This is a genomic window from Zhengella mangrovi (assembly GCF_002727065.1).
In the GTDB taxonomy this organism is placed as follows: Bacteria; Pseudomonadota; Alphaproteobacteria; order Rhizobiales; family Rhizobiaceae; genus Zhengella; species Zhengella mangrovi.
Window position 1 is genome coordinate 210,891 of sequence record NZ_PDVP01000003.1, and the last position, 26,582, is coordinate 237,472.

Consider the following 26,582-nt stretch of genomic DNA (forward strand, 5'->3'; position numbering starts at 1 on the left):
CCACGCGCGATCACGTTTCACGACAGAACATTTCGCACTGCAGCATAATAAACTGAATTATGAAAAGGCGTCAGGAAGACGATCCAGAAGCGCTTCGAGTGTCTTCACGGTCGACGGGTCGGCGATGCCATCGACCTTCCGGGCCCGGTACCGGCGCTGGAACGCCGTGACGCAATCGCGTGTGCGCTCATCGAAGTTCCCGCTGATATCCACGCCGTAGCCCACGAGCGCAAGCATCGATTGCAGCTTTTCCACAGCTTCGCCCTTGGCTCCGGCCTGCAACAGGTCACCCTTATCAATGGCGGCCGGTTCGACGTAGATGCACAGGCCCGCATCGGCGAGCCGTGACCATGGGAATTTCTCGCCCGGATCGCATTTCCGGCCCGGTGCCACGTCCGAATGGGCGAGAACGTTTTCCGGATGAATGCCGTGACGCTGCACGATGCCCCTTGAAAGATCGATGACGGCATCGATCTGGGCTTGCGGGAATTCGGGCAGTTCGCCCGCATGGCCGGGGTTCACGATCTCGATACCGATCGAGGCCGAATTGATATCGGTTTCGCCGGCCCAGTAAGCCGCGCCGGCGTGCCAGGCGCGGTCTGCCTCACGCACCATTTGCACGATCCGGCCGTCTTCGTGGACGATGTAGTGGCAGGATACGTTGCTGGCAGGGTCGCAAAGCCAGCTCTCGGCGGCCTCGCCGGTCTCCATGCCGGTGTAATGGAGCAGGAGAATGGTTGGCGCCTTGTTGTCGCGGCGTGGTCCGAAGTTGGGCGAGGTACGCACGTCGGCACCCGCATGATCGGGCCTGAATCCGGTCATGCGGTGGCCAGTTCCTTTTCGATCGCGGCGTAGGCTGCATTGATGGCAGCCATGCGATCATGGGCGATCACGATGAACTCCTCCGGCATCCCGCGGGCGATCAGCCGGTCCGGATGGTTTTCCCGAACCAGTTCGCGGTAGCGCTGGCGAACGAGTGTGAAGTCCACGCCCCGCTCGAGTCCGAGAACCGTGTAGGGATCGCTCTCGCCGAGATCGACATGCCGGGCCGAGATCCGCCTGAACCCGTGATCGTCGAAGCCGAAAATGTCCGAGACGCGCTTCAGGAAAGCCATCTCGTCCTCGTGCACCACGCCGTCCGCCTTGGCGATATGGAAGAGCCCGTCGAGGATGTCTTCCATCACCGGGCATCCCGGCTCGCCGGCGCCGCACAGCGACGACATCTGGCGCGCGTAGGATTCGTAGCCGGAGATATCCTGCTTGGCGAGATCGTAGAGACGGGAGACGTTACGCCGTTCGGAGTCAGGCACATGGAAGATCTGCTGAAAGGCACGGACCTCGTCCTGCGTGACAACGCCGTCCGCCTTCGCCATTTTGGCCGAAAGCGCGATCATCGCGATGGAAAAGGCAACGTTGCGCCGCGTCTCGGGATCGCCCTCGAACACGGTGCGCACGGCATCCACGACTCCGGTCAGCGCACCGGTTGAGATGCGCGACACGAAAGTTCCGAGTTTCGTCCAGATAGACATGACCCTGTCTAGGCGATCCGTCTCGCGAGGAAAAGGGAGGCTGTTCAGGATTTGATCCTGAAAGGTTTCGCCACCTATGGCAAGACCGCGGCCACGATATCGGGATCCGGCCGCAGGCACACCACTCCGTCACCATCCATGACGAGGATGTCGCCAGGGCGGACGATGGCGCCGCCGATCAGGACCGGGACATGTTCGGCTCCTTCACCAGCCTTCGCGCTCTTGCGCGGCGCGGTTCCGAGCGCCTTGATGCAGACGGCTTCGGCAAGGCACTCATGCGCATCCCGAACGGCGCCGTCGATCACGACCCCCGCCCACCCGTTTCCGGCGGCCAGCTTTGCCAGGTTGCCGCCAAGCAGCGCAGAGCGCAACGAACCGCCGCCCGCGACGACAAGGATACGCCCCTCCCCCTCGGTTTCCAGCATCGCGCGGACCTGGGCGTTGTCTTCGAACACCAGCAACGTTGCCGCACGCCCTGCGGCCCCGCTTCGGCCGCCGTAGTCATTCCAGGCGAGTGCCAGCGAACGGCAACGGTTTTCGTAGGCGTCGCTGAGATCGGTCGTATGCAGTGTCATCTTTGCCTTCCAGGCTTCAGGTCAGGAACCGGTCAGATGCTCGCCGCAGCCCGGGCAGCCTGGTCATACTGTCCGGAGAGCACCCGCATCAGGGCAGCAAGCTCCGAGAGCCGCTTCTCGTCAAGCCCGAGCTGCTTCATGCCCGAGACCAGGAGAGCCTCGCGAACCTCGCGGTATTTCAGGCACAGCGCTTCACCCGCTGCCGTGATGCGCACGGTCTTCTCCTTGCCGCGCCGTCCCGCCTCGACCAGCTTCTGGCCTTCGAGCTTTTTCAGCGCATAGGTGACCACGTGGGTATCCTCGATGTTGAACATCATGGTCAGTTCGCTGAGGCTCTTGTCGCGGGCACGGTGGTTGACGGCATGGAGGATCTGCACTTCCATGGCGGATAGCCCCTCGCCGCCGGCAGCCGCCATGCAACGGGCGATCCAGCGGTGATAGGCATTGGTCTGGATGACGAGTGCGAATTCCATTTCGGACAGGGCCGGCATCGCTCCGTCCGCCAGGTGCGCCGCAGAAACGACCGGGATCGCGGCCTCTTGTCCATGCTGTCGTCTGGTTTTTTCAGCCATACTCATACCAACATTTTATCGATATTTTGTTGACATTATGCAATCATCATGGCCTATCCTGCGCCAGGACGCAATGCGCGTTCATGGCCAGGCAAGATCAGGGAAACGGACATGACCGAAGGCAAGTGGGATTTCTGGATCGACCGCGGCGGCACGTTCACCGATGTCATTGGCCGTGCACCGGACGGCTCGCTGCATCCGCGCAAGCTGCTGTCCGAAAACCCGGAAGCCTACCGCGATGCCGCCATCCAGGGCATTCGCGACCTGCTCGGCCTCAAGTCGGGTGAACCGGTTCCGCCGGGCCGGATCGGCGATGTCAAAATGGGCACGACAGTGGCCACGAACGCGCTCCTGGAACGCAAGGGCGACCGGGTTGCCCTCCTCGTCACGAAGGGGTTTCGCGATGCGCTCCGCATTGCCTACCAGGCGCGGCCGGACATCTTCGCCAAGGAGATCGTCCTGCCCGAGCAGCTTTACGAGCGCGTGATCGAGATCGACGAACGCATCCTGGCCGACGGAACGACCGAAGCGACGCCGGATCCCGAGACGATCGAGGCGGCGCTGAAACAGATCAAGGCCGACGGGATCGATTCCGTGGCCATCTGCTTCATGCATGCCTGGAACTACCCCCAGCACGAGGAACTCGCCGCGGGTTGCGCGCGCAGGATCGGCTTCGGCCAGGTATCCGTCAGTCACCAGGTTTCGCCGCTGATCAAGTTCGTCGGCCGCGGCGACACGACCGTGGTCGATGCCTACCTGACGCCGATCCTCGGGCGCTACGTCCGCCAGGTGGCCGACGAACTGGGCGCTGACATCGGCGGCGACCAGCAGGACGCGTCCGACCGGCCCCGGCTGATGTTCATGATGTCGTCGGGCGGCCTGACGGCTGCCGACCTGTTCCAGGGCAAGGATGCGATCCTTTCCGGCCCGGCCGGCGGTGTTGTCGGCATGGTGGAGACGGCCCGCCTGGCCGGTTTCGACAAGGTGATCGGTTTCGACATGGGCGGCACCTCGACCGACGTCGCCCATTATGACGGCGACTACGAACGGGCCTTCGACACGGAAGTGGCAGGTGTGCGGATTCGCGCTCCCATGATGCGCATCCACACGGTGGCAGCCGGTGGCGGCTCGATCCTTCATTTCGACCAGGGCCGTTTCCAGGCCGGTCCCGATTCCGCCGGTGCCAATCCCGGCCCCGCCTGTTACCGGCGCGGCGGCCCGCTGGCCGTCACCGACGCCAATGTCATGCTGGGCAAGCTCCAGCCGGACCAGTTCCCGGCCATCTTCGGCCCTGACCAGAACCAGCCGCTCGATCGCGATGTCGTGGCAAGCCGGTTCGCCGAACTGGCCGCCCAGGCCCGGGACGGAAAATCGCCCGAGGAAGTCGCCGAGGGATTCGTCACGATCGCCGTGGAGAACATGGCGAACGCCATCAAGAAGATCTCCGTGCAACGCGGCTACGATGTGACCAGGTATCTCCTGAACTGCTTTGGCGGCGCCGGTGGCCAGCATGCCTGCATGGTGGCGGACGCCCTTGGCATGGAATCAGTCCTGATCCACCCGCTGTCCGGTCTTCTGTCGGCCTATGGCATCGGGCTTGCCGCGGTGTTCGCCTCGCGCCAGCAGGCACTCCTGAAGCCGCTTGGCGAGGCCGCCGTCTCCGAGATCCGCGACATCGCCGAACAGCTGCGGGACCAGGTTTTCGATGAACTCGCGGGGCAAGGCATCCCCGAGGATGCGATTGGCTGGCGCCCCCTCCTGCAGATCCGGTACGACGGGACGGACACGACCCTGCCGGTGGATTTTGCCGGGTATTCTCCCGAGGCGGCCAAGGCGGCCTTCGAATCCGCCCACAAGGCCCAGTTCGGCTTCATCTACGACGACAAGCCGCTGGTCATCGAAAGCCTGTCGGTGGAGGCGTCGGATATCCGGGATCCCGGCGGCATCGAACCCGAACTCGAGGTCGACGGCCGGGATTTCGAGACCGGCGAGACCCGCAAGGTCTTTTCGGGCGGGCGCTGGCACGACGCCAGGCTGGTGCGCCGGGAAAACATGACACCGGGCGCACGGCTGAAAGGCCCTGCCCTCGTCATCGAGGCCAACCAGACGATCGTTGTCGAGCCGGGCTGGCAGGCCGAGATCACGGCCCGCGACCACGTGCTCCTGCGCCGGATCGAACGGATGGAGCGCATGGCGGCCCTCGGCACGACCGGCGAGGACGGCAAGGGTGCCGACCCCATCCTGCTGGAAGTCTTCAACAATCTCTTCATGTCGATCGCCGAACAGATGGGCGTGACGCTGCAGAACACGGCCTACTCGGTCAACATCAAGGAGCGCCTGGACTTCTCTTGCGCCGTCTTCGACCGGACCGGTGCCCTGGTCGCCAATGCACCGCACATGCCGGTGCATCTCGGCTCGATGGACCGCTCCGTGGAAACCATCATCAAGCTCAACGAGGGCAGGATCCAGCCTGGCGACGTCTTCGCGCTGAACGCGCCCTACAACGGCGGAACCCACCTTCCCGACATCACGGTCGTCACGCCGGTTTTCGATGACGACGGCAGCGAGATCCTGTTCTGGACGGCCTCGCGCGGTCACCATGCGGATGTCGGCGGCTCGGCGCCGGGCTCCATGACGCCTTTGGCCACGACGGTCGACGAGGAAGGCGTGCTCATCGACAATTTCCGGCTCGTTGAAAAGGGCCGGTTCCGGGAGGCGGAACTCGTCGATCTGCTGACAGACCACCCCTTCCCCGTACGCAACGTGCATCAGAACGTCGCCGACCTGAAGGCGCAGATTGCCGCCAACGAGAAGGGCGTGGCCGAACTGCGCCGCATGGTGGCGAACTTCGGCCTCGACGTGGTCGAAGCCTACATGGGCCATGTCCAGGACAATGCCGCCGAGGCGGTACGCGAGGTCCTGTCGCGCCTTCCCGACGAGAGCGCCTATGACTACCCGACTGACACGGGTCAGACCATCAGGGTCCGGATCACCGTGGACCGGGAAAAGCGCGAGGCAACGGTGGACTTTACCGGCACCTCGTCTGTCATGAAGAACAATTTCAATGCACCCGAACCGGTCACCCGCGCGGCGGTCCTCTATGCCTTCCGCGTCATGGTCGAGGGCAACATTCCCATGAACGCGGGCTGCCTGCGTCCCATCAACATCATCATCCCGGATGGCTGCATGCTGCGTCCCGCCTACCCTGCCGCGGTGGTGGCCGGCAACGTCGAAACGTCACAGCATGTCACCAACGCGCTCTTTGCCGCCATGGGCGCACTCGCCAATGCGCAGGGGACGATGAACAATCTCACTTACGGCAACGACAGGCACCAGTATTACGAGACGATCTGTTCAGGCTCCCCCGCTGGCACGATGAATGACGGCCGCGGATTTGCCGGTACGTCGGGCGTTCACACCCACATGACCAATTCCCGCCTGACCGATCCGGAAATCCTCGAACTGCGTTTTCCCGTGGTGCTGGAAGACTTCCACATTCGCGAGGGCTCCGGCGGCAAGGGTCGCTGGAATGCCGGCGACGGAACCCGGCGAACCGTCCGTTTCCGCGAGAAGATGGATTGCGCCATCCTGTCCTCTCACCGCAACCGGCCGCCGCAAGGCATCGCCGGCGGCGGTGAAGGCCAGGTCGGCCTGACCCAGGTCCGGCGCCGCGACGGCTCCGTGGAAACCCTGAAAGCCTGCGATCAGACCATCCTGGAAGCCGGCGAAGCCGTTATCGTGACGACTCCGACGGCCGGCGCTTTCGGCAAACGCTGACCTGGGGCGATCTCGATCAAGGCGGGCAAGCTCGCCGTCTGTCATGGTAGCCTTCGCTTGCTCTCCGGACAGGGAACCGCCATGCCGCTCGAACACAGTCACGACGCTGATGCCATCGCGACGCGCCTCGCCGATGGCGGTCACCGGTCCTACCTGCGCGATTTCGTCTATGGCGGGATCGACGGGTCGGTGACGACCTTCGCCGTTGTCGCCGGCGTGGAAGGCGCCGGCCTCTCCTCCGGTGTCGTGCTCATTCTGGGCCTCGCGAACCTCGTGGCCGACGGCTTTTCCATGGCCGCCAGCAATTATTCCGGCACCAAGACGGAACTGGATGACCGGGACCGGATACGCGAAATCGAACAGAAGCATATCCGGCTTGAACCCGATGGCGAGCGGGAGGAAGTCCGCCAGATCCTTGCGGCCAAGGGCCTGTCCGGCACCACGCTGGAAGACGCGGTCGAGGCCGTGACGTCGGACCGGGAAACCTGGATCCGCCTGATGCTGACCGACGAATACGGCCTTTCGTCCGTGGATCCCTCGCCGCTGTCGGCCGCCGGTGTCACCTTCCTCGCGTTCCTGCTGTGCGGGATTGTCCCGCTGATCCCCTTCGCGTTTTCCCTTCCGTCCCCGTTCACGGTGTCCATTGTCATGACAGGTGCCGTATTCCTTTCCATTGGCGCGGCGAAGTCGCTGTGGTCGCTGGCACCCTGGTGGCGTTCGGCACTGGAAACCCTGTTGATCGGATCCGCCGCATCGTCGCTGGCCTACGTGGTCGGCGTCCTTCTGCAGGGGCTTGCCTGACGGCCGCATTGACGACGGGTGGATGGACATCGCTTCCATGTCCGGATATAGTTAAATCGATTTAATTATCTTCGGATTCTGTGGAAAAGCCATGCCTGCCAAGCGCAAAATCGCCCTGCTCACGGCTGGCGGCCTCGCCCCGTGCCTTTCGGCCGCCGTCGGCTGCCTCATAGAGCGCTACAGCGAGATCGCTCCCGAGATCGAGATCGTCGCCTACCGGTCCGGCTACTCCGGTCTGCTGAAGGGCGATATCCTGCCGGTGACGCCCCAGGTCCGCGCCAACGCCCGGGCGCTGCTGCACCACGGCGGCTCACCGATCGGCAATTCCCGCGTGAAACTGACCAACGCGCAGGACTGCGAAAAGCGGGGCCTCGTCAGGCCGGGAGAAAACCCGCTCGATGCAGCCGCACGCAGGCTGGAAGCAGACGGGATTACCATTCTCCACACGATCGGCGGCGACGATACCAACACGACGGCGGCCGATCTCGCGGCACACCTCAAGGCCGACGGATTCGACATGACGGTCGTTGGCCTGCCCAAGACGGTTGACAACGATATCATTCCGATCCGGCAGTCGCTGGGCGCCTTGACGGCCGCCGAAGTGGGCGCCCGCTTCTTCGATCACGTCTCCAACGAGCAGAGTGCAACGCCGAACACCTTCGTCGTGCATGAGGTCATGGGACGCCATTCTGGCTGGCTGACTGCCGCGACGCTGCGATCCTACAACGAGCGCATCGAAGGACGGGCCTATTGCGAGGGCCTGATGATGAACCACGCTCTCAAGGACGTTGATGCGGTCTACATCCCGGAAATGCCCTTCTACGCCGAAGGAGAGATAGAACGCCTGAGAAAGGCGATGAAGGATACCGGCTACGCGACCATCTTCGTGTCGGAAGGCGCCTGTGTCGATGAAATCGTCGCGGAGCGCGAAGCGGCCGGCGAGACCTTGCCGCGCGATGCTTTCGGTCATGTCCGGCTTGATGATGTCAAGGTAGGTGACTGGTTTGCAAGGCAATTCGCAAAGGCGATCGGTGCCGACAAGACGCTGGTCCAGAAATCCGGCTACTATGCCCGCTCTGCCCCGGCCAATGCGCAGGATCTTCACCTCATCAAGGGCATGGCCGACCATGCGGTAACCAGCGCGCTGGATGGCATTGCCGGCGTCGTCGGCCATGACGAGGGTCATGGCGGCCGCCTTCGGACGATTGAATTCGACCGCATCGCCGGCGGTAAACCGTTCGACCCGGAAGCCGGCTGGTTCCAGGATATCCTTGCGCGGACCGGGCAGGCCTGACAAGAGCCGATCCGGCTATTGCATGACGGCCTTTGCGAGCGCCGCGACCAGCGCCTGCGGCTTGTAGCCCAGGCTGGAAGGCGTCAGGCCCATGCGTACCACGACGAGATTGCGGGAAGGAACAACGGCAACGGACTGGCCGTCATGGCCCAGCATCCAGAATGCATCCTCCGGCAGATCGAAACCGGCGTCGGGGTTTTCGTCCTTCGGCGTGCCGCCTTCCGGCCCGACCAGCCAGACCTGGTGGCCGTATTCGTATCCGCCCCACGCCGTCTTTGAGGCCTCTTCCGGACTGGTCATCCAGGTCACGTAGTCGGGTGGCAGGAGCGCCTCCCCCTTCCATGTCCCGCCCTGGAGCAGGAACTGCCCGAAGCGGGCCCAGTCCCGCGGCGTGGCATAGAGATAGGAAGAACCGACGAACGTGCCGGATGAATCGGTCTCGAAGGTCGCACTGGCCATGCCGACGGGTTTGAACAGCGCCTCCCACGGATAGGAAATGGGCTGGCTCACCGCCCGCATCCAGACATCCGAAAGCATCACCGTGGTTCCGGATGAATAGTTGAACAACCGGTCGCCGTCCGGATTGCCGTGAACCGGATCATAGGGCTTGGAAGCGGCAAAGGCCGCCATGTCGCCTTCGAGATAGAGCATCCGTGTCACGTCGGATACGGCGCCGTAACCTTCGTTCCAGGCCAGTCCCGACGCCATGCCCATCATCGATGCCAGTGTGACCTTTGCGCGCTCGTCCTGTTTCCAGCCCTCGAACAGACCGGCCTGGTCGAGGCTCAGTTTTCCGCTTCCGACCACCGTGCCGATAATCGCAGCGGTGACGCTTTTCGTCATCGACCACCCGAGCAGGGGCACGTCGGCATCGAAACCGGTCCCGTAGCGCTCGCCGATGATCCGGCCGTTGTGAACGACCACCACGCCACGCATGCCGGGACCGGTGAGCTGGTCGTTGTCGAGGATTTCCGCGATCGCCGCATCTTGCGATGGCTCGACACGTTCGCCCTCCGGCCAGAGCGCATCGGCATCAACGGCAGGGACCGCCGGAATGGCATCCTCGACCTTCGGTACAGGTGCGCCATCTGGAACGATGGAACAGCCAAGCCGCTCTCCACGCCAGATGGCTTGCCCGTTCCCGAACAGGCCGAACAGGCGTGCCTTGACCCGCGGTGGCGTCGCGTCCCTGTCCACATCCACGGAGATGAGCTTGAAGATCAGGATGCCGGGCGCTTGCATGTCCGTCTCGATGACGTCGTCGGCGCCACGGCCGGACACGAAGACGCTCGAGCAGACGATCTTGGCTGCATAGTTCGTTGCCACGCGGATCACTGCCGGCGGTGCGATGGCAAGCCACCCGGCCCCGACAATCAACGCGACGCCAATCAGTCCGCCAAGCCACTTCGCAATGCGCCCCATGCCTGCTCTCCCCTTCTCGGCCTGTTGCGAGCGTGGCCCGAAAGCAGATGCTGATCAAGAGCGCGAGGGGTGACGCAAGGCGAACCTTGCAATACGTTGATGGCAAGCCTTTCAGGATTGATTCGACCTCATGCGCCGAACCGCTTCCGCCATCGCGATGGCCCTTTCACTGACAGCCTGCACCGCCTCCAATGTCGACCAGGCGCTGGATTTGCGTGTCGCGGTGAGCAGCCCCCGCTTTGGAGACAATGATCCGCATGAGTGGACGGGGCGGACACCGTGGCATTATCCCGTCCATGGCATCGACGTCGCCAAGTACCAGGGCCAGATCGACTGGCGGGCCGCCAAGCGCGCCGGCGTCGCCTTTGCCTTCATCAAGGCGACCGAAGGAGGCGACCGCGTCGATGACCTGTTCCTTGCCAACTGGCAGGCGGCCGGAAAGGCGGGGCTGCCACGCGGTGCCTACCATTTCTTCTATTTCTGCCGTCCCGCCTTCGAACAGGCGCTGTGGTACAAGAAGAACGTGCCGGTGGACCGGAAGGCCCTGCCCCCGGTGCTCGACATGGAGTGGAACCACAAGTCGCCAACCTGCACCTTCCGGCCGGAGCCCGACGCCGTACGCAAGGAAATGGACGTCTTCCTGCGGCAGGTTGCACGCCACTATGGAAAGACTCCGATCATCTACACCACCGTCGACTTTTTCGAGCACAACCAGCTCTGGAAGATCCGCGGCTATCCCTTCTGGCTGCGCTCCGTTGCCGGCCACCCCTCGGAAAAATACGGCGACCAGAACTGGACCTTCTGGCAGTACACAGGGACCGGCGTCGTGCCCGGCATTCGCGGCGACACCGATATCAATGTCTATCGCGGCTCCCAGGCCGACTGGCAGCGCTGGGTATCGGCGAATACGAAATAAACCTTTTGAAATCCTGCGGAAACAGCTTTGTCTTGCGCCACATCAAGTTGAACGGCGCCGGGGCCGGCCTATAGTTGTCTTATGATCATCTTTACCGATCTCGACGGCACCTTGCTGGATCATGAGACCTATTCCCTGAAGGCTGCGCGACCGGCGCTGGGAGAATGTGCAAGGAGGGGCATTCCCGTTGTTCCCGCGACATCGAAGACGGCCGCCGAAGTAGCCCCCATCATGCAGGAAGCAGGACTGGCGGGACCTGCCATTGTCGAAAACGGCGCGGGCATCGCCTGGCCCGGAAGCGAGGCCGGTGACCGGTCGCAGTGGCAAGCGATCCGCGATGCCCTCGAACAACTTCCTGGTCGACTGAGGCGCCTCTTCGAGGGGTTCGGCGACTGGACGGTTGAAGAAGTGTCCGTCCGGACCGGCTTGCCGGAAGAGGCAGCCCGCCTCGCCAAACAGCGGAATTTTTCTGAACCGGGCATCTTCACGGGCGACGCGCAGGATGAGGCTGCCTTCGTGGGCGCACTCGCCGCGTCCGGCATCGAAGGCATAAGAGGCGGCCGGTTCCTCACCCTCTCGCACGGCCTCTCCAAGGCTTCGCGAATGCACGAGGTCTGTACGCACCTGGGGGCCAGCGGTCCGGTCGTTGCGCTGGGCGACGCCCCGAATGACGTCGCCATGTTGCAAGAGGCCGATATCGGCATTGTTGTAGCCAATCCGGCCCATTCGCCTTTGCCCGCCCTGGCCGGCGAGACAGCGGGAAAAATTGTCCGCACCACGCTGGCAGGGCCGGAGGGCTGGAACCAGGCCGTTCTGTCCATCATTGAGAAACACGCCGAAACAGGGAAACAAGCGATCCGATGAGTGATTTTCACCAGACAGGCGCCATCACCACCTTGCACAACCTGACCCGACGTCCGCTGGAGGACTTGGAGGCGGAGGTCGCCCGTTTCGCCAGGATCCGGCCCGTCACGCTGACGCTGCCGTCCCTGTTTTCGGAACTGGAAGGCGATGCCCTGCCCCGCATCATCGACGTTCTCAAGGATATTCCCTACATCTCTGAAATCTATATCGGATTGGATCGCGCCGACCGCGACCAGTTTCATCATGCCAAGGCGTTTTTCGACAAGCTGCCGCATCATCACCGCGTGATCTGGAATGACGGGCCGCGCATGACGGCCATCCATGAAAAGCTGGATACGCTTGGCCTGGCACCGACCGAACTCGGCAAGGGGCGCAATGTCTGGTACATGATGGGCTATGCGCTTGCGGCGCAGCGCGGCAAGGTTCTGGCCCTGCACGACTGTGACATCGTCACCTATGACCGCGGGCTGCTCGCCCGGTTGATCTACCCTGTCGTCAATCCGGATTTCCCCTACCTCTTTGCCAAGGGGTACTATTCGCGGGTCGCCAACAACACGCTGAACGGCCGCGTCTGCCGCCTGCTGGTCACGCCCTTCCTCGAAGCCCTCGAAATGACCTGCGGGATGCACAACTACACCCGCTACCTGTCGTCCTTCCGCTATCCGCTCTCCGGTGAATTCGCCATGCGCACGGAGGTCGTTCCGGACATCCGCATTCCCTCCGACTGGGGCCTTGAAATCGGCTTCCTGTCAGAGCTTCGGCGCAACTCGTCGCAGCGCCAGATCTGCCAGGTCGATATCGCCGACATCTACGACCACAAGCACCAGGACTTGTCCGCCGAGGATGCCAGCAGGGGCCTTTCGCGCATGTCGACCGACATCGTCAAGGCGATCCTGCGCAAGCTGGCGACCGAAGGCATGGTCATGTCGAGGGCAACCTTGCGGGCCGTGAAGGCCGCCTACTATCGCAATGCGCTGGACCTGATCGAAAGCTACCACGCGGATGCGGTCTTCAACGGGCTGACGCTGGACCGGCACAAGGAGGAACAGGCCGTCGAACTGTTCGCCGCCAACATCATGAATGCCGCCGAGGTCTATTTCGACAATCCGTCTGCCACGCCGTTCATCCCCAACTGGCGGCGGGTTTACGACGCCTGGCCCGACGTGTTCCGTGAAATGGCGGCCGCTGTGGAGGCCGACAACGAGGCAAGCTGAGGGACAAGGTCAGAGCTCTGGGAGCACGTTGGAAATCCACCGGCACTGGTAGGGCGCCAGCACGATTTCCCCGTGCGGCTCCTCCACTGGTTCGCCGCTGAGCAGATCGACCCAGGGCTCGTTCTCGATCAGGTTGATGCGGTCCAGCGGAACCACCTGTTCGCGCGCCGTGACGTTGTGGATGGCAAAGATCGACTGGGTGCGGTCTCCACTCTGGCGCCAGATTGCGAAGATGCCAGGCCCGAAATCCATCGTCATCTGGGTCGCGTTGGGGTGAAACGCCCGCTGGCGCGTCCGCACCGCAAGGCGACGGAGCATCTCGCCATAGACCCGCGCCGTATCGGATTGCGGATCCGAGAGACGTTCTTCCAGTTCGGGATAGTTCCACTGGTGGCGGTTGATGGACCGGTTGTGTCCGGTCCGTTCCACCCGGTCCAGGTCATTGGGCGTCGCGAGCAGGGAATGGATGTAGATGCCCGGGATGCCCTCCAGGGCCATCATGATCGTCTGGGATGCCATGAAGCGCTCGAACCGCATCTCCGCCCCACCCGGACCCGCCAGCATCGCATCCCATAGCGATACGTTGATCTCGTAAGGCCGGACGGACCCGTCCGGCATCGCCCGCATGGACACGAGCCCGCCGATGCCGCGGATCGCCTCGATCATCCTGTTAAGTTGATCGTCCGTCAGGAACCCCTCCGCGGCCCGCACACCGATGCCGTCGTGGCTGGCCGTGAAGTTGAAATAGAAGGAGCCGGCCGGCGACGGCGGCATCCGCCGTTGCCAGCGGGTCAGCACCGAGGCATCCCCCGTCAGCAGCGCATGCAGGGCAAGCGGCGGCAGCGGAAAATTGTAGATCCCGTGCGCTTCGTTCCGGTTGCCGAAATAGGACAGGTTCTCGCGGTTGGGGACATTGGTCTCGGTGATCAGAACCATCGGTTCGCGGGAATAGTCAGCAAGCGTGCGCATCAGCCGGATGATCTCGTGTGTCTGCGGCAGGTGGATGCAGGTCGTCCCGATCTCCTTCCAGATGAAGGCGACGGCGTCCAGGCGGATCGTGGTGATGCCCTTGTCGAGAAACAACCGCAGAATGCGGATGAACTCCAGGAGGAGGTCGGGATTGGAGAAATCGAGGTCCACCTGGTCATGGCTGAAGGTGCACCAGACATTCTTCACGCCATGGGCTGTTTCGACCTCCCGCAAAAGGCTTTGCGGCCGCGGCCGCACCACCTGGCTGAGATCGGTCGCGGGATCGACCTCGATGAAATAGGCCCGCCCCGGTTCCTGGTCCTGACGGTACTGGATGAACCACGGATGCAGGCTGGAGACATGGTTGAGCACGAGGTCGGCCATCAGCTTGTGATGCCCCGAGATGCCCGTGAGATGATGCCAGTCGCCGACGTCGCCATTCACTTTCGTGTAGTCGACCACGGCAAATCCGTCGTCGGACGTCCAGGGAAAGAAGGGCAGCACGTGGACCGAGTTGATGGCTGACCCTAGGTGATGGGTCAGGAAATCGTCGAGCAGCGTCAGAGGCGTGTTCTCACCGTCCACCAGCGTATTGCCGTAGGTTATCAGCACGGCATCGCTTTCCGACCAGACCGGCGCGTTGAGCCGCCGGCGCATCGGGCGGCAAAGATCGTCCCGATCGCCGGGCCAGAAGGCATCGAGTACCGCTTCGGTCAAGGCGGCATGATCGGCCTGCGGGTAGATGAATTCGAGATGCGCTTCGAGCCGTGAGCGCAGGCGATCGGGAAAAGGCATGCGGCTGGATCCCTCGGTGATTGCGTTCTGCTCAAAACTTAAGCGAAATTACCCGCCGATGAAAAGATGCGCAGTTCGGATTTCACCAATGCACGGCCGGCGGACGTCAGGCCGGCGCCGGCGTGTCGTCCTCGTCCGGGCTGTCCGGGTCCACGAGACGCGTGGCGCGCCATTGGGTCAATTGGTCATTGATGGCATCGGCCGTGAAGTGACGGGCGCTTTCCTTGTCATATCCGGCGTCGCGCAGGTCGTCATAATCGGTATAGCGATGCCGCACGTGGGCGACAGTCGCCAGCCAGACGGCAATCGCCGGCGGCAGGTCGCGCATGTGGCGCGCCGATGCGGCCGCGCGAATCGCTTCGATATCGGCATAGGGCGCCATCGGAAGAAGTGCGGTCAACGACTTGGCAATGGCGCGCTGACGGCCCGTGCGTGCAGCCATCAGGCGGACGATCCCGCCCGCCCGGTGTCGGCATCGGGAATGGCGTCGATGGCAGGGATGTAAGGCTTGATGTCGACCACCGGCGTTCCATCGAGCACGTCGATTGCCTCGAGATCGATCACGCCCATTGCAGCGTCGAAACCGGTGACGCGGACGACATGCAATCCGATCGGGTTCGGTCGCGCCGGGGATCGCAGGGCAAACACGCCCTTTGCCGATGCCGCGTGCCGCGGATGTTGGACGATCAGGTTGCGCGGCGAATGATTGAGCCACGACAGGATGACGAGATGGCTCGTCGTTTCCAGGCCGGCAAGACCATCGCGATAGGAAGGTTCAATGATCAGGCGTGCCGGCTTTCCGGCTTCCCGCGCCCGGGTCATGTTGCGCGGACAGGTATCGCGATCCGTCCACGGCGTCTCCAGGTGGCCGATGAAGACCACGTGCCCCTGCCCGGCAGCGGCGGCCGGATCAAAGGGAAGGCTCTTCTCGCCTTCTCGCTGTTCAAACATGCTCATCCCTTTTTGCTGACGACGGAAACGACGCAGGCGGGCGAAAAAATGACGCTTCGAAGCTATTCCGCTTGTATCGTCGACAAAAATGACATAAACATATCTTTATATCTTTCTCCGGAGTGCCCAATGCTCAACCGCACGAACCTGTCCCTGCCCAGTCTGGTTGATACACTCAAGGCCGCCGCCGAATCCAGCCGCCTGCGGATTCTGGCGCTTTTGTCGCGCGGCAACCTGACCGTTTCGGACATGACGGAAATCCTGAACCAGTCGCAGCCGCGGGTGTCACGCCACCTCAAGCTGCTCATGGAAGCGGGACTTGTCGAACGCTACCAGGAAGGGTCCTGGGCCTGGTTCCGGCTGGCCGACACGGGAAGGGCCAATGACCTTGTTGAACTGCTTGTTGCGCGGCTCGATCCCTCCGACCCGCAGATCGAACGCGACAACGAACGCCGGTCGACCGTCAAGGCACGCCTGCGAGACCGGGCCGCGGATTATTTCGCCCGCAACGCCGGCGAATGGGACGAATTGCGCAGGCTCCATGCGCCCGACCGGGCCGTGGAAGAAGCGCTCGTCGAACGCGTCGGGTCCACGCCGGTGCAGACCATGCTCGATATCGGTACGGGTACCGGGCGAATGCTGGAGTTGTTTGCGCCCATCTACCTTCGCGCCACCGGGATCGACGCGTCCCGGGAAATGCTGTCGGTCGCCCGCGCCAATCTCGACAATGCCGGCGTCATGCATGCCCAGGTGCGCCTCGGGGACATCCTGGCCCTCCCCGTCGAACGGGAAAATTTCGACCTGATCACCATTCATCAGGTTCTGCACTATCTCGACGATCCGGGTCTGGCGATTGCCGAGGCTGCTCGCGCGCTGCGTCCGGGAGGCCGGATCGTCATCGTCGACTTCGCGCCCCACACGCTCGATTTCCTGCGGGACGATCACCACCACATCCGCATGGGCTTCTCCGACGAACAGATCGGCGACTGGTTCGATGCCGCGGGCCTCGACATGACCTCGGCGACCGAAGTCGCCGCGCCCGACGGCAAGCCGGACAAACTCACCGTCAAGCTGTGGATCGGCCATGACCGCCGGACCCAGATTGCCGACGAAATTGCAACACCGACCTCATCGGAGCTCGCCTGACATGGCTTCCCCCCGCTTCACCCGCACCCCTGGCTCCGGCCAGCCGCTCAGTGTTTCTTTCGAGTTCTTCCCGCCGAAGAACGAGAAGATGGCCGAACGCCTTTGGGAGACCGTCCAGCGCCTGGCGCCGCTGGCACCGGATTTCGTGTCCGTCACCTATGGTGCAGGGGGGTCGACGCGGGAACGCTCACTCGACGCGGTCCGGCGGATCATTGCAGAAACCGACCTGGATGTGGCCGCCCACCTGACCTGCGTGGATGCCACCCGCGAAGAGGTCGATACGGTGATCGACGAATTCGTTGCCTCCGGCGTGCGTCGCTTCGTGGCGCTACGCGGTGACCCGGCAGACGGCGTCGGCGCGCAGTTCAAGCCCTTTCCCGGCGGATACGTCAACGGGGCTGATCTCGTCGGCGGCTTGCATGCCAAGGGCGATTTCGAGGTCTATGTCTCGGCCTACCCGGAGAAACATCCTGAAAGCCCGGATTTCGCCACCGACATCGAGATGCTGAAGCGCAAGGTTGAAAACGGCGCGACGAAGGCGATTACCCAGTTCTTCTTCGACAACGACAACTATGAACGCTACGTCGAACGCGCCAGGCGGGCCGGCATCTACATCCCGATCGTGCCTGGCATCCTGCCCGTGCATGCGTTCACGCAGGTCGCCAGCTTTGCCGGCCGCTGCGGTGCCAGCATCCCGCAATGGCTCGCCGACCGGTTCGAAGGACTTGAAGACGATCCCCAGACCCACCAGTTGGTCGCCGCCGCCGTTGCCGCCGAGCAGGTTCTCGACCTGATGGAGCGTGGCGTCGATGACTTTCACTTCTACACCATGAACAAGCCGGACCTGGTCTTCGCCGTCTGCCACCTCATCGGCATCCGCGCGAACAAGCCGGATGAACCCGGAGCGAAGGCCGCCTGACGCAGGCAATGAAAAGCGGCGATGGCCGGAGTTTGCCTCCGGCCATCGCCTTGTCATTCAATCCCATTTATCAGGAAGCCAGCCTCAAGGCCTTGTATTCACTCAGGGAACAACCCCGATCACAAGCAGGCCGATAAAGGCGAACGCAGCAAAAAACACGAGCGCATTGAGAGAACGTGTCAGTCCCATTGCGATGTCCTCCTGTTTGTTTGACCAGTCTGAATCTAGCTGCTTGACAACTCCGGACAAGAAAATTCGTTGCTGCATCGCGGCAACAATGGGGAAAAACATCACTGACCGCACGGTCAAGTTGCTGTAAATACGCGGGGATCGCGAAACGCGCCTGGACCGAAAATAAATCGATTGACAACCGCCGAATGGCCGCACTCAAAAAAGGCTCTCGGCCCGTTTTCCGGCCGACAGCAACTGCTTGTCACGGCCGAACCGCGCGACCATCTGCACCCCCAGGGGCAGGCCCTCGGCCGTGGTGAATCCCGGGATGTTCAGACAGGGATTGCCGGTCAGCGTCCACAGTTTGTTGAACTTCGGATCGCCGGTCGCCTCGAGGCCGCGTGGCGCCGCTCCCGGCGCCGAAGGGGTCAGGAGCACATCGACATGCTCGAACAGTTCGGTCGCGGCCTTGCGCGCCCGCCTTGCCGTGGACCGCGCGCGATCATAGTCGGCCGCGGGGGTGGCCGCTCCCCTGTCCAGGCAGGCCAGAAGCTTCGGCGAAAGCCGGTCGCGGACATGGGCATGTTCCCAAGCCATGGCCCGGGCAGCCTCGTGATCCTGTATGACCGAATGAGCCTGACGTGCCTCGGCAAGGATGTCCGGCTCCGCCATTTCGATCACCGCCGCGCCGGCATGTTCCAGCCGGACGGCCGCCTCTTCCACCGCTTCGCGCATCAGCGGATCTGCCTCGTTCCAGATCGAGGTCCGGTAGAGACCGATTCGCAACTGGTCCGGCTGCACCGGTGCCGCGGACAGGTCGCGCTCCAGGATGGCACCGGCCAGAAAGGCGACGTCGTCTGCCGATGCCGCGAAGAAACCGGTCGTGTCCAGCGTCCATGAAAAGGTTTTCATGCCCGTCGCGGGAGCCAGCCGGAAGCTTGGCTTGTAGCCTGCGACACCGCAGAAGGCTGCCGGCCGGATGACGGACCCCCCGGTCTGCGTGCCGAGCGCCGCCGGGACCATGCCCGCGGCGACCGCTGCCGCGGACCCGGAGGACGATCCGCCGGGCGTGTGAGCCGGGTCATGCGGGTTTACCGTCGGGCCGGGCTGGAAAAAGGCAAATTCGGTGGTGACGGTCTTGCCGACGACCGTTGCACCCGCCTTGCGCGCCATGGCGACAATGGCCGCATCGGAACGGGGCTGCCAGCCGGCATAGATCGGCGAACCGTATTCCGTCGGCAGGTCGGCCGTGTCGAAGATATCTTTCACGCCGAGTGCGATGCCGGCGAGCGGCCCTTTCGATCCGGCGGATTCTGCCAGGAGGGTGTCGCGGTCGGCAAGGCAGGCAAAGGCGTGGATCGCACCGTCCCGCGCCGCGATGGCATCGAGGCTTTCGCCGATCGCCCCCTGCGCCGTTTTCCTGCCCGATGTCACCGCATTGACGATCTCGCGAACCGATAGCATGGCTTATACCCTCCCCCTTCCGGAAACCGGTAACCTATCGCCGTGAAACGAGCCTCCCGTCAATGGTCACGAGACCTGCTGCAATGAGCCCGAGGCCTGCCAGTTCCAGGATATCCGGTTGCTCCCCCAGGAAGGCGATGCCGAGAACAAGCGCGGAAGCCGGAACGATGAGCGTGACGAGCGATGCATTCGTGGCGCCCGCCGCCGCGATGATCCGGAAATAGAGGATATAGGCAAAGGCGGTCGATACAAACGCGAGCGCCGCCACCGCGGCCCAGGCGCGCATGCTGATCGCGGTCAGGTGGATAGCCGCGGCGGGGCGTCCGCCCGTCCAGTCGAAGAAGCTCGTCCAGTGAATCGCACTGGAGGAGGTCAGCAGCACGATGACCAGCATGATCGCCGCCGATGACGTCAGTTGTCCCGCGGCCAAATGAGCCGGCGCCATGCCCCGCAGGCGCCGTGCGAACAGCGCGGCCAGCGCATAGGAGACGGTCGCCCCCAGGATGGCGAACTTCGGCCAAGCCGGTCCGTCCAGGTGTCCGGCCACGGAAGGCCCGACGATAACCGCTGCCCCGCCAATGCCCAGACCGATCCCGACGAGTTTGTTGACGGTCAGCTTTTCGTCCGCGGTCAGCAGTTGCGCGGCGATCGCCGTCCAGAAGGGCGTCGTGGCGTTGATGATCGAGGCCAGCCCCGCGCCAAGCACCGTCTGGCCGGTGAAGATCAGCGAAAAGGGAATCACGTTGTTGAGAACCGAGAGGATCACCAGGTTGATGGCCATGCGGCGGTTCAGGCGCAGTGGATTGCCGGTCGCGGCAAGGAAGACATGCAGGGCCAGCGCAGCCAGCAGGACACGGAAGAAAACCAGGTCAAGCGGATGGAATTCCGCCACGGCGATCCGGCCGAAGAAGAATGCGCCGCCCCAGATCGCGCCGAGCAGGATGAGTTCGCCCCAGGTGCGCCCGTTCATCCGCGGGGAATGCAATGGTATTGCGGCTGACGTCATGTCCGGCTCCGTTCTCTTCTCACCCGCGTTGATGGCAGTCTTGTGCCTCGCCTGCCACCCGGAACTTGCTGCTTGGCTCTTGTACCGGCCCCGAGGATTGGTAGGCTCCCCACCACGCGCAGAAAGGAACATGGCCCATGCAGACGTTCAGCACAGCCCGTGAAGCAGCCTTGGAATTGCGGCCGGATGTCCCGGTCTATTGCTTCCGGCCCGACGTGTTGAAGGCCGACGCCGCGAATTTCATGCGCCTTTTTCCGGGCCGAACCGCCTATGCGGTCAAGACGAATGGCGAGGACATGGTCCTGAAGACCTTGGTCGAGGCCGGCATCGATTGCTTCGATGTCGCGTCACCGGCAGAGATCAGGGCCGTGCGCGCGGTCTCGCACGACGCGGAAATGCTTTACATGCACCCCGTCAAGGCACAGTCGGACATTCGCCTGGCGCTCGAGGATTTCCGGATTCGGGTCCTGTCTGTCGACCATGAAGACGAGATCGCCAAGGTGACGCGGATCGTTCGCGCCCTCGACATCGCCCCCGGCGATATCACGATCTTCGTTCGCCTCCAGACAAAGGGCCACGCCGCCTACGAGCTGTCGAAAAAGTTCGGCGCGGCGCCCGCCCATGCCGTGGAACTGCTCCAGCGCCTGAACCGCATGGGCTACAAGGTTGGCCTCTGCTTTCACGTCGGCAGCCAGATCGAGGATCCAGACACCTACGAGCGTGCGTTGCGCTCCGCCGACTGGGTGCGCAATCGCGCTGGCGTTCCCCTCGCCGGCCTGGACGTTGGCGGCGGCTTTCCCGCCGAATATGGCCACGACCCGCGCCGCAAGGCCCCAGACATGCCCTCGCTGCAGGAACTGATGGCACGGCTCAACGACGACATCCGCGAATGGGAGTTCAATGAACTTCCGCTGGTGGCAGAGCCGGGCCGCGTCATCGTCGCGCGTGCCTTTTCGCTGATCGTGCGCGTGCTCATGCGAAAGGGCCGCCGCCTCTACATCAACGACGGCATCTGGGCATCCCTGTCCGACAGCTGGACGGGCAAGATCACGCTGCCGGCGCGCTTCATCCCGGATCCGGCCATCCGTCACCGCAACGGCGATGCGGCCAGCATCGTGCCTTTCAAGGTCTGCGGCGCGACCTGCGACAGCGTTGACATCCTGTCCCGCCCCTTCTGGCTGCCGGAAACGGTGGATACTGGCGACTGGATCGAGATCGGCCATATCGGCGCCTATTCCCTGTCCTTGCGCACCCGTTTCAACGGCTTCTATCCGGATACCTTCGTCGAGGTTCAGGAACCCTTTGATTCCGGTGTCGCGCCGGAAGGGTTCGCCAGTCTCGAGACCATGGCGGATTGATCCGGTCCCCGCAGCGTCAATCGGACGCCTTGCCGAACGACCGGCAGGCGGTATCTTCATGACAAGGCTGTCCGTCGTGACGACGGCAGGCCGAAGAGCGAAGGAGGCGCAGAATGCCCAAGCTCGTGCGGTTTGTCATTCTCAATTCCGCCATCGGCATCCTGATCGGATGGGCCGTGGCTTTCGCCGTCGTCTGGTTCAACATCGGCGGCTTCGGAGATCGCTTCTATCAATCCCATGACAAGGTCATCATCGTCCTGATCATGGCCTTGTCCTTCGGTATCACGTTCGGATTCGGATTTCTCACCACCGCTGTTCTTCTGCTACCGACCGACAAGGACGATTTCGACCGCATCTGACCAGCGGACGCTCATATTCACGCACTGCGCGAATTCCCGCCCCGCTTCCGCCCGTATTGCGCTATGAATCCGGAGGCGCCAGAATCGGAAGACGGAGAAGCAATTGGAGCACGGGCACACCGCATTCCCGCTGATCGACATCGCGCTGGTGGTTACCGCCGCGGTACTGCTGGGGCTTGGCCTGATGCGGATTCGCCAGCCACCACTGGTCGGCTTCATCCTGGCCGGCGTCATCATGGGGCCCACCGGGTTCGGTTTCATTGCCACGTCGGACAACGTCACCGCGCTGGCGGAAATGGGCGTTCTTGTCCTGCTTTTCTTCATTGGCACGGAGATTTCGCTGCGTGCCTTCGTGCTTTCCCTGAAGCCGGCCGTCATCGTCGCCGGCGGTCAGCTCCTTGTCTCGCTCGTCATCGGCTATGGAATCTCTCTCCTGACCCATGCCTCGATTGCCGAGGGCGTCGTGCTGGGCTTCATCATGGCGCTGTCATCGACGGTGGTCGCCATGAAGATGCTCGATGACATGGGCGAACTGCGTGGCAATGCAGGCAAGATCACGGTCGGCGTGCTGATTGCCCAGGACATCGCCGTCGTCCCCATGCTGATCCTCACCAATGCGCTCGGCGGCGAAACCGCCAACGTCGTGGAAATCACGGCCAAGATCGCTTTCGCGGTCGTCTTTCTCGGCGCCCTGCTCTGGTGGCTCGGCCGGCGCGGCAAGCTCATCCTGCCCTTCGCCGCCCAGTTGGAAGACAAGGTCGAACTTCTGGCGCTGGGCGCGCTGGCCGCCTGTTTCGGCGCGGCCGCGCTTTCCGGCCTCGTCGGCCTCTCGCCCGCCTATGGTGCCTTCGTTGCCGGGCTCGTCATCGGCAATTCGAACCTGCGCTCCCGCGTCATTCCCGTCATCGAGCCGATCCAGAGCGTCCTGCTCGTGGTCTTCTTCCTGTCGATCGGACTGCTCATCGATCTGCACTTCATCGCTGCGAACTGGGTCGACGTCATCAGCGTCGCCCTCATCGTCATCTTCGCCAAGACCGTCCTCAACATCTTCCTCCTTCGCCTGACCGCCCATGACCGGGACACGGCCCTGATCGGCGGCCTCTCCATGGCGCAGATCGGTGAATTCTCCTTCGTCCTGGCCTCGGCCGGCGTGGCCAGCGGCGTGCTGGGTTACGGCAACTACCGTCTCGCCATCGCGGTCATCGCCATCACCCTGCTGCTGTCGCCGGCATGGATGTCGGTCATGCACCGGATCGAGGATCTCGCGTCAGAAGGGTATTCCTCATACCGCGAAGCCCTCGCCGAGGCCTATCACAACGAGATCGAAACCGCCGAGGAAGGCCTCTGGTGGCTCCGGGTCCGCCGCCGCGCCCTGCGCATGGCCAGGGCCAAGCGCCGGACGAAGCGCGACCAGCGCCGCCAGGAGAAGGCACAGGCCATGGCCGGCTCAGCCGGCGAACACGAGCCAGAGCAGCACCAGGAGACTGGTCAGGGCCCCGTTGAGCCCCATGGCAATGCCGGCGAAGGCGCCGGCGGTGTCGGACACCTGGAACGCCCGGGCCGTGCCGATCCCGTGTGAGGCGACACCGGCCGCGAAGCCCCGAGCCGCATAGTTGCGGATGCCCAGGAGGTTCATCAGCGGCGTGACGACGATCGCGCCTGTGATGCCTGTAAGGATGACGAGGCCGGCGGCGAGCGCCGGCAGGCCGCCGAGCGACTTGGCCAGTTCCATGGCGATCGGCGCAGTGACGGACTTCGGGGCCAGCGATGCCAGCACGTCTGCCGGCGCACCGAAGGCCCAGGCGATGGCGACGGCAGAAATCGCCGCGGTCAGCGATCCGGCGACCAGCGCGGCGGCCATGGCGAGCAGGTTACGCCGGACGGCCGCGAGGTTCCGCCAGAGCGGGACGGCCAGCGCGACCGTGGCCGGACCGAGCAGGAAGTGCACGAACTGCGCCCCGGCGAAGTAGGTGCCGTAATCCGTCCCCGTCGCCAGGAGAAGTGCCATGATCAGCATCGCGGAGACCAGGACGGTGTTTGCGACGGGAGGCCGGCCAAGCCGGGCGGCCAGCCGGTCGGCGGCTCCGTACGCCAGCAGCGTGACCGTAAGCCACGTCAGCGGCGATGCGGAAAGATAGACCCAGAGGGTGGAAACGGGCTCGTTCACGATCCGCTCTCCCCGTCACCGCGTGAAAACAGGAGAAACACGCCCACGGTGACCAGCAGGGTCAGAAGGGTGGAGACCACCAGCGCAAGCAAGAGCGGGAAACCGTAGCGCGACAGGATATCGCCGTATTGCATCACGCCGACGGCCGCCGGCACGAACAGCAGCGAGAGATTGCGCAGGATCGCATCCGTCGTGGCGTCCATGCTTGCCCCCGGTCCGCCCCGCCAGGCAAGCCAGGCAAACAGCAGGGCCATTCCGGCGACCGGCCCCGGGAAACCCAGCCCGGGGAAATACAGGCGCAGCGTGCCCACCACGACCTCGCCGGCCAGTTGACAGGCCAGCAGGCCGGTCAGCGCCGCCGGAATGTTGATGGTCGGCGTGGCTTGATCTTTTCCCATGGCCCCTCTCCTGCTTGCTGCACTTTGCTGAGAGCTGGGCGCACAGTCCAGAGGTCATTTGCGACAGGCACATGGTCGCGAATGTTGAAAATGATGAATGAAAACCGCGGCCCGGATGGCGGTATGTCAGTTCCGCCAGATCCACTGCTCCGGGATCATCAGCGTCGCGGCTTCACCCGTCTCGATCACGCCCGGCTTTTCAACCCAGGCAGTCAGGCCACGCAACCGCTTGGCCGCCTTGGGGAAAAGAAGAGAGGCAGCGGTGATGTCGTCTGCGCCGGCCCGTTCCGCAACCCGCTTGCCGGCGATCCGGCAGGGGCCGTTCTGGTCGTCGACCTTGAGCGTCGCCCCCCCGGCAAAGAAGATCAGCGTGCCACGCGGCAGCATCGACAGGTGGCTGACCCCGTCGAGAACCAGCGTCGCTCCGATCCAGCCCGGTTCGATCGCCGCAAGACCCATCCGCTCGGCCGCCAGGGCGAGTTCCGCGGACGAGACGATGGTGATCTGCCGCTCGTTGCGCATCTCGGTGCCACGCGGATACCAAGGTTCGCGCCCGCCCGACCTGCGGGTCATGCCGTGGTGATGATCGCCCTCGACGCCGCCCCAGTCGAGGGTGAGTAGGTCGGCGGGATGCGATTCGAAATCATCGCCGCGTGCCACGAGAACCTGCGTCGCAACGGCCTTGATCCGCCGGCCGGGCTGGATATCCATGCCGTGGACCGCGGGAAAGTCGGGCTCGCTCATTGCCGGCTCACATCTTTTCCAGCAGCGCGGCGCCGATCGAATAGCCCGCCCCGAAGGCGCAGAAAAGCCCGCGCTCGCCGGCTTTCAATCCCTGCTTGGAAGCGTCGAAGGAAACCACGGCGCCGGCCCCGGCGGTATTGCCGAGCCAGGACAGGACCATCGGCGCACGATCTTCGTCCGCCTCGTGCCCGAGAACGAGCTTCAGGATCATCGCGTTCATGCGGCCGTTGGCCTGGTGCAGCCAATAGCGGCGAATGTCCTCTGGCGTGTTGCCGTTGTCGGCAAGGAATTCCCGGATGAAGTGATGGGCGGCAACCGTGACTTCCTTGAACACCTTGTTGCCGACCTGCGTGATCAGCCGGCCTTCCATGTCCACGACGTCGAGCCGCTCTTGCGATGCCCGGTTGAGGAAACCGAAATTGGAGCGGATGTTGGAGGACATCTGCGTCCACACCCGCGTGTCGAGGATCTCGAAGGCGCCGGGCCGGATCTCGCCCTCCTCCAGCCCCTCGATCACGAGGGCGACCGACGCATCTCCAAAGATGAAATGCGTTTGCCGGTCGCGGAAATTCAGGTGGCCGGAGATGATCTCCGGCGTGATGACCAAGACCCGCTTCTGGGCACCGGAGCGAACCAGGCTTGCAGCCAGGTGAATGGCCGCACCGGCAGAGGAACAGGCAAGGTTCATGTCGAAACCCGCGCCCTTGCAGCCGAGTTCCTGCTGGATTTCGATGGCAACGGCGGGATAGGGCCGCTGCTGGTGCGAAGCCGAGCAGATGACGAAATCGATGTCCTCGCCCGACAGCCCTGCTTCATCCAGTGCCTTGCGGGCAGACTTGCAACCGAATTCCGCCATCAGCGACAGTTCGTCGTTCGCCCGTTCGGGGAAGCGCGGCGCCATGCGGTCCGGATCGAGCACGCCTTCCGGATCAAGCATGCGTCGCGCCTTCACGCCGGACGCATATTCGATGAACTCGGAAGAAGAATAGTCCAGCGGGGGCTTGCCCGCGGCGATCCGTTTCGGATTTTCGCGATCCACCCAGGCGTTGAAGCTGGCCACGAGTTCCTCGTTGGAAACACTTCCTTCCGGAATCTCCGCACCGGTTCCGGTTATTGCGACACGAGGCATTGGTGGACGTCCTTCCTGGTGTATTCGTCATGACTGGCTTGC

The 26,582-nt window shown here is 63.6% G+C and carries 24 protein-coding genes and 1 pseudogene; 11 read left to right on the forward strand and 14 right to left on the reverse strand.

Features of this window, described 5'->3' with window-relative positions; genetic code table 11:
• Nucleotides 1-57 precede the first annotated feature (57 nt).
• From CSC94_RS07850 to CSC94_RS07865, 4 genes are all read right to left on the reverse strand, one after another.
• The gene (locus tag CSC94_RS07850) at nt 58-822 is read right to left on the reverse strand and encodes an N-acetylmuramoyl-L-alanine amidase (RefSeq protein WP_099305639.1); all 765 of its coding nucleotides are present in this window, start codon (nt 820-822) and stop codon (nt 58-60) included.
• Nucleotides 819-1,529 (reverse strand): J domain-containing protein, encoded by a 711-nt coding sequence (locus tag CSC94_RS07855; protein WP_099305641.1) that lies wholly within the window; start codon nt 1,527-1,529, stop codon nt 819-821. Before CSC94_RS07855 ends, CSC94_RS07850 begins: the two co-directional genes overlap by 4 nt.
• Nucleotides 1,530-1,603: 74 nt before the next feature.
• On the reverse strand, nt 1,604-2,104 hold the full coding sequence (gene rraA / locus CSC94_RS07860; protein ID WP_099305643.1) for a ribonuclease E activity regulator RraA: 501 nt from the start codon (nt 2,102-2,104) through the stop codon (nt 1,604-1,606).
• A gap of 32 nt (nt 2,105-2,136) precedes the next feature.
• On the reverse strand, nt 2,137-2,595 hold the full coding sequence (locus CSC94_RS07865; RefSeq protein ID WP_245408297.1) for a winged helix DNA-binding protein: 459 nt from the start codon (nt 2,593-2,595) through the stop codon (nt 2,137-2,139).
• 192 nt (nt 2,596-2,787) lie between these two features.
• Between CSC94_RS07865 and CSC94_RS07870 the strand changes: the two genes are divergently transcribed.
• From CSC94_RS07870 to CSC94_RS07880, 3 genes are all read left to right on the forward strand, one after another.
• Nucleotides 2,788-6,453, forward strand: coding sequence for a hydantoinase B/oxoprolinase family protein (locus CSC94_RS07870; RefSeq protein ID WP_099305647.1), 3,666 nt, complete (start codon nt 2,788-2,790; stop codon nt 6,451-6,453).
• An 81-nt stretch (nt 6,454-6,534) separates the two neighbouring features.
• Nucleotides 6,535-7,254, forward strand: coding sequence for a VIT1/CCC1 transporter family protein (locus CSC94_RS07875; protein ID WP_099305649.1), 720 nt, complete (start codon nt 6,535-6,537; stop codon nt 7,252-7,254).
• A 91-nt stretch (nt 7,255-7,345) separates the two neighbouring features.
• Complete coding sequence (locus tag CSC94_RS07880) at nt 7,346-8,548, forward strand: pyrophosphate--fructose-6-phosphate 1-phosphotransferase (protein ID WP_099305651.1); 1,203 nt, start codon at nt 7,346-7,348, stop codon at nt 8,546-8,548.
• Between the two features lie 15 nt (nt 8,549-8,563).
• On the opposite strand, the gene CSC94_RS07885 is transcribed toward CSC94_RS07880, so the two are convergent.
• The gene (locus CSC94_RS07885; protein WP_099305653.1) at nt 8,564-9,970 is read right to left on the reverse strand and encodes a serine hydrolase domain-containing protein; all 1,407 of its coding nucleotides are present in this window, start codon (nt 9,968-9,970) and stop codon (nt 8,564-8,566) included.
• A gap of 130 nt (nt 9,971-10,100) precedes the next feature.
• Here CSC94_RS07885 and CSC94_RS07890 point away from each other — a divergent pair, with 130 nt between their 5' ends.
• From CSC94_RS07890 to CSC94_RS07900, 3 genes are all read left to right on the forward strand, one after another.
• Nucleotides 10,101-10,886, forward strand: a complete 786-nt coding sequence (locus CSC94_RS07890) for a glycoside hydrolase family 25 protein (protein ID WP_099305655.1) — start codon at nt 10,101-10,103, stop codon at nt 10,884-10,886.
• An 81-nt stretch (nt 10,887-10,967) separates the two neighbouring features.
• Nucleotides 10,968-11,750, forward strand: coding sequence for an HAD-IIB family hydrolase (locus CSC94_RS07895; protein WP_099305657.1), 783 nt, complete (start codon nt 10,968-10,970; stop codon nt 11,748-11,750).
• The gene (locus CSC94_RS07900; protein ID WP_099305659.1) at nt 11,747-12,964 is read left to right on the forward strand and encodes a glycosyltransferase family protein; all 1,218 of its coding nucleotides are present in this window, start codon (nt 11,747-11,749) and stop codon (nt 12,962-12,964) included. The genes CSC94_RS07895 and CSC94_RS07900 overlap by 4 nt, the downstream gene beginning before the upstream one ends.
• 9 nt (nt 12,965-12,973) lie before the next feature.
• Here CSC94_RS07900 and CSC94_RS07905 read toward each other — a convergent pair whose 3' ends face one another.
• From CSC94_RS07905 to tsaA, 3 genes are all read right to left on the reverse strand, one after another.
• Nucleotides 12,974-14,728, reverse strand: a complete 1,755-nt coding sequence (locus CSC94_RS07905; protein ID WP_099305661.1) for a sugar phosphorylase — start codon at nt 14,726-14,728, stop codon at nt 12,974-12,976.
• Between the two features lie 106 nt (nt 14,729-14,834).
• Complete coding sequence (locus tag CSC94_RS07910; protein WP_099305663.1) at nt 14,835-15,170, reverse strand: DUF2293 domain-containing protein; 336 nt, start codon at nt 15,168-15,170, stop codon at nt 14,835-14,837.
• Nucleotides 15,170-15,610, reverse strand: coding sequence for a tRNA (N6-threonylcarbamoyladenosine(37)-N6)-methyltransferase TrmO (tsaA, locus tag CSC94_RS07915; RefSeq protein ID WP_342585946.1), 441 nt, complete (start codon nt 15,608-15,610; stop codon nt 15,170-15,172). Before tsaA ends, CSC94_RS07910 begins: the two co-directional genes overlap by 1 nt.
• 198 nt (nt 15,611-15,808) lie before the next feature.
• On the opposite strand from tsaA, the gene CSC94_RS07920 reads away from it, so the two are divergent.
• Together CSC94_RS07920 and metF are read left to right on the forward strand one after the other, a co-directional pair.
• Complete coding sequence (locus CSC94_RS07920) at nt 15,809-16,825, forward strand: ArsR/SmtB family transcription factor (RefSeq protein ID WP_099305665.1); 1,017 nt, start codon at nt 15,809-15,811, stop codon at nt 16,823-16,825.
• Nucleotide 16,826: 1 nt separating this feature from the next.
• The gene (gene metF / locus CSC94_RS07925; RefSeq protein WP_099305667.1) at nt 16,827-17,744 is read left to right on the forward strand and encodes a methylenetetrahydrofolate reductase [NAD(P)H]; all 918 of its coding nucleotides are present in this window, start codon (nt 16,827-16,829) and stop codon (nt 17,742-17,744) included.
• 387 nt (nt 17,745-18,131) lie between these two features.
• Here metF and CSC94_RS07935 read toward each other — a convergent pair whose 3' ends face one another.
• Nucleotides 18,132-19,379: an amidase gene (locus CSC94_RS07935; RefSeq protein ID WP_099305670.1), complete on the reverse strand. Its 1,248-nt coding sequence runs from the start codon at nt 19,377-19,379 to the stop codon at nt 18,132-18,134.
• Nucleotides 19,380-19,413: 34 nt separating this feature from the next.
• Entirely contained in the window at nt 19,414-20,385 is a 972-nt protein-coding gene (locus CSC94_RS07940; RefSeq protein ID WP_245408298.1) for a DMT family transporter, read from the reverse strand.
• A 137-nt stretch (nt 20,386-20,522) separates the two neighbouring features.
• On the opposite strand from CSC94_RS07940, the gene CSC94_RS07945 reads away from it, so the two are divergent.
• The 3 genes and pseudogenes from CSC94_RS07945 to CSC94_RS07955 all read left to right on the forward strand — a co-directional run.
• Nucleotides 20,523-21,743 (forward strand): alanine racemase, encoded by a 1,221-nt coding sequence (locus CSC94_RS07945; RefSeq protein ID WP_099305672.1) that lies wholly within the window; start codon nt 20,523-20,525, stop codon nt 21,741-21,743.
• A 113-nt stretch (nt 21,744-21,856) separates the two neighbouring features.
• The gene (locus tag CSC94_RS07950; protein ID WP_099305673.1) at nt 21,857-22,102 is read left to right on the forward strand and encodes a hypothetical protein; all 246 of its coding nucleotides are present in this window, start codon (nt 21,857-21,859) and stop codon (nt 22,100-22,102) included.
• Nucleotides 22,103-22,250: 148 nt separating this feature from the next.
• Nucleotides 22,251-23,321, forward strand: a pseudogene (locus CSC94_RS07955) (cation:proton antiporter domain-containing protein); the annotation flags it as partial.
• Nucleotides 23,322-23,549: 228 nt separating this feature from the next.
• Here the strand turns inward: CSC94_RS07955 and CSC94_RS07960 are convergent.
• The 4 genes from CSC94_RS07960 to CSC94_RS07975 form a co-directional block, all read right to left on the reverse strand.
• The gene (locus CSC94_RS07960; RefSeq protein WP_099305674.1) at nt 23,550-24,269 is read right to left on the reverse strand and encodes an LrgB family protein; all 720 of its coding nucleotides are present in this window, start codon (nt 24,267-24,269) and stop codon (nt 23,550-23,552) included.
• Nucleotides 24,266-24,667 carry a CidA/LrgA family protein gene (locus tag CSC94_RS07965; protein ID WP_099305675.1) on the reverse strand — a complete coding sequence of 134 codons (402 nt, stop codon included), beginning with the start codon at nt 24,665-24,667 and terminating at the stop codon, nt 24,266-24,268. Before CSC94_RS07965 ends, CSC94_RS07960 begins: the two co-directional genes overlap by 4 nt.
• 126 nt (nt 24,668-24,793) lie before the next feature.
• Nucleotides 24,794-25,411 carry an MOSC domain-containing protein gene (locus CSC94_RS07970; protein WP_099305676.1) on the reverse strand — a complete coding sequence of 206 codons (618 nt, stop codon included), beginning with the start codon at nt 25,409-25,411 and terminating at the stop codon, nt 24,794-24,796.
• A gap of 7 nt (nt 25,412-25,418) precedes the next feature.
• On the reverse strand, nt 25,419-26,540 hold the full coding sequence (locus tag CSC94_RS07975) for a beta-ketoacyl-ACP synthase III (RefSeq protein ID WP_099305677.1): 1,122 nt from the start codon (nt 26,538-26,540) through the stop codon (nt 25,419-25,421).
• Nucleotides 26,541-26,582 lie beyond the last annotated feature (42 nt).

Bases quoted from the DNA above. Each gene is read 5' to 3' on its own strand.
- CSC94_RS07850 (WP_099305639.1), bottom strand. From the start codon at position 822: ATGACCGGATTCAGGCCCGATCATGCGGGTGCCGACGTGCGTACCTCG.
- CSC94_RS07855 (WP_099305641.1), bottom strand. From the start codon at position 1,529: ATGTCTATCTGGACGAAACTCGGAACTTTCGTGTCGCGCATCTCAACC.
- rraA (WP_099305643.1), bottom strand. From the start codon at position 2,104: ATGACACTGCATACGACCGATCTCAGCGACGCCTACGAAAACCGTTGC.
- CSC94_RS07865 (WP_245408297.1), bottom strand. From the start codon at position 2,595: ATGCCGGCCCTGTCCGAAATGGAATTCGCACTCGTCATCCAGACCAAT.
- CSC94_RS07870 (WP_099305647.1), top strand. From the start codon at position 2,788: ATGACCGAAGGCAAGTGGGATTTCTGGATCGACCGCGGCGGCACGTTC.
- CSC94_RS07875 (WP_099305649.1), top strand. From the start codon at position 6,535: ATGCCGCTCGAACACAGTCACGACGCTGATGCCATCGCGACGCGCCTC.
- CSC94_RS07880 (WP_099305651.1), top strand. From the start codon at position 7,346: ATGCCTGCCAAGCGCAAAATCGCCCTGCTCACGGCTGGCGGCCTCGCC.
- CSC94_RS07885 (WP_099305653.1), bottom strand. From the start codon at position 9,970: ATGGGGCGCATTGCGAAGTGGCTTGGCGGACTGATTGGCGTCGCGTTG.
- CSC94_RS07890 (WP_099305655.1), top strand. From the start codon at position 10,101: ATGCGCCGAACCGCTTCCGCCATCGCGATGGCCCTTTCACTGACAGCC.
- CSC94_RS07895 (WP_099305657.1), top strand. From the start codon at position 10,968: ATGATCATCTTTACCGATCTCGACGGCACCTTGCTGGATCATGAGACC.
- CSC94_RS07900 (WP_099305659.1), top strand. From the start codon at position 11,747: ATGAGTGATTTTCACCAGACAGGCGCCATCACCACCTTGCACAACCTG.
- CSC94_RS07905 (WP_099305661.1), bottom strand. From the start codon at position 14,728: ATGCCTTTTCCCGATCGCCTGCGCTCACGGCTCGAAGCGCATCTCGAA.
- CSC94_RS07910 (WP_099305663.1), bottom strand. From the start codon at position 15,170: ATGGCTGCACGCACGGGCCGTCAGCGCGCCATTGCCAAGTCGTTGACC.
- CSC94_RS07920 (WP_099305665.1), top strand. From the start codon at position 15,809: ATGCTCAACCGCACGAACCTGTCCCTGCCCAGTCTGGTTGATACACTC.
- metF (WP_099305667.1), top strand. From the start codon at position 16,827: ATGGCTTCCCCCCGCTTCACCCGCACCCCTGGCTCCGGCCAGCCGCTC.
- CSC94_RS07935 (WP_099305670.1), bottom strand. From the start codon at position 19,379: ATGCTATCGGTTCGCGAGATCGTCAATGCGGTGACATCGGGCAGGAAA.
- CSC94_RS07940 (WP_245408298.1), bottom strand. From the start codon at position 20,385: ATGACGTCAGCCGCAATACCATTGCATTCCCCGCGGATGAACGGGCGC.
- CSC94_RS07945 (WP_099305672.1), top strand. From the start codon at position 20,523: ATGCAGACGTTCAGCACAGCCCGTGAAGCAGCCTTGGAATTGCGGCCG.
- CSC94_RS07950 (WP_099305673.1), top strand. From the start codon at position 21,857: ATGCCCAAGCTCGTGCGGTTTGTCATTCTCAATTCCGCCATCGGCATC.
- CSC94_RS07965 (WP_099305675.1), bottom strand. From the start codon at position 24,667: ATGGGAAAAGATCAAGCCACGCCGACCATCAACATTCCGGCGGCGCTG.
- CSC94_RS07970 (WP_099305676.1), bottom strand. From the start codon at position 25,411: ATGAGCGAGCCCGACTTTCCCGCGGTCCACGGCATGGATATCCAGCCC.
- CSC94_RS07975 (WP_099305677.1), bottom strand. From the start codon at position 26,540: ATGCCTCGTGTCGCAATAACCGGAACCGGTGCGGAGATTCCGGAAGGA.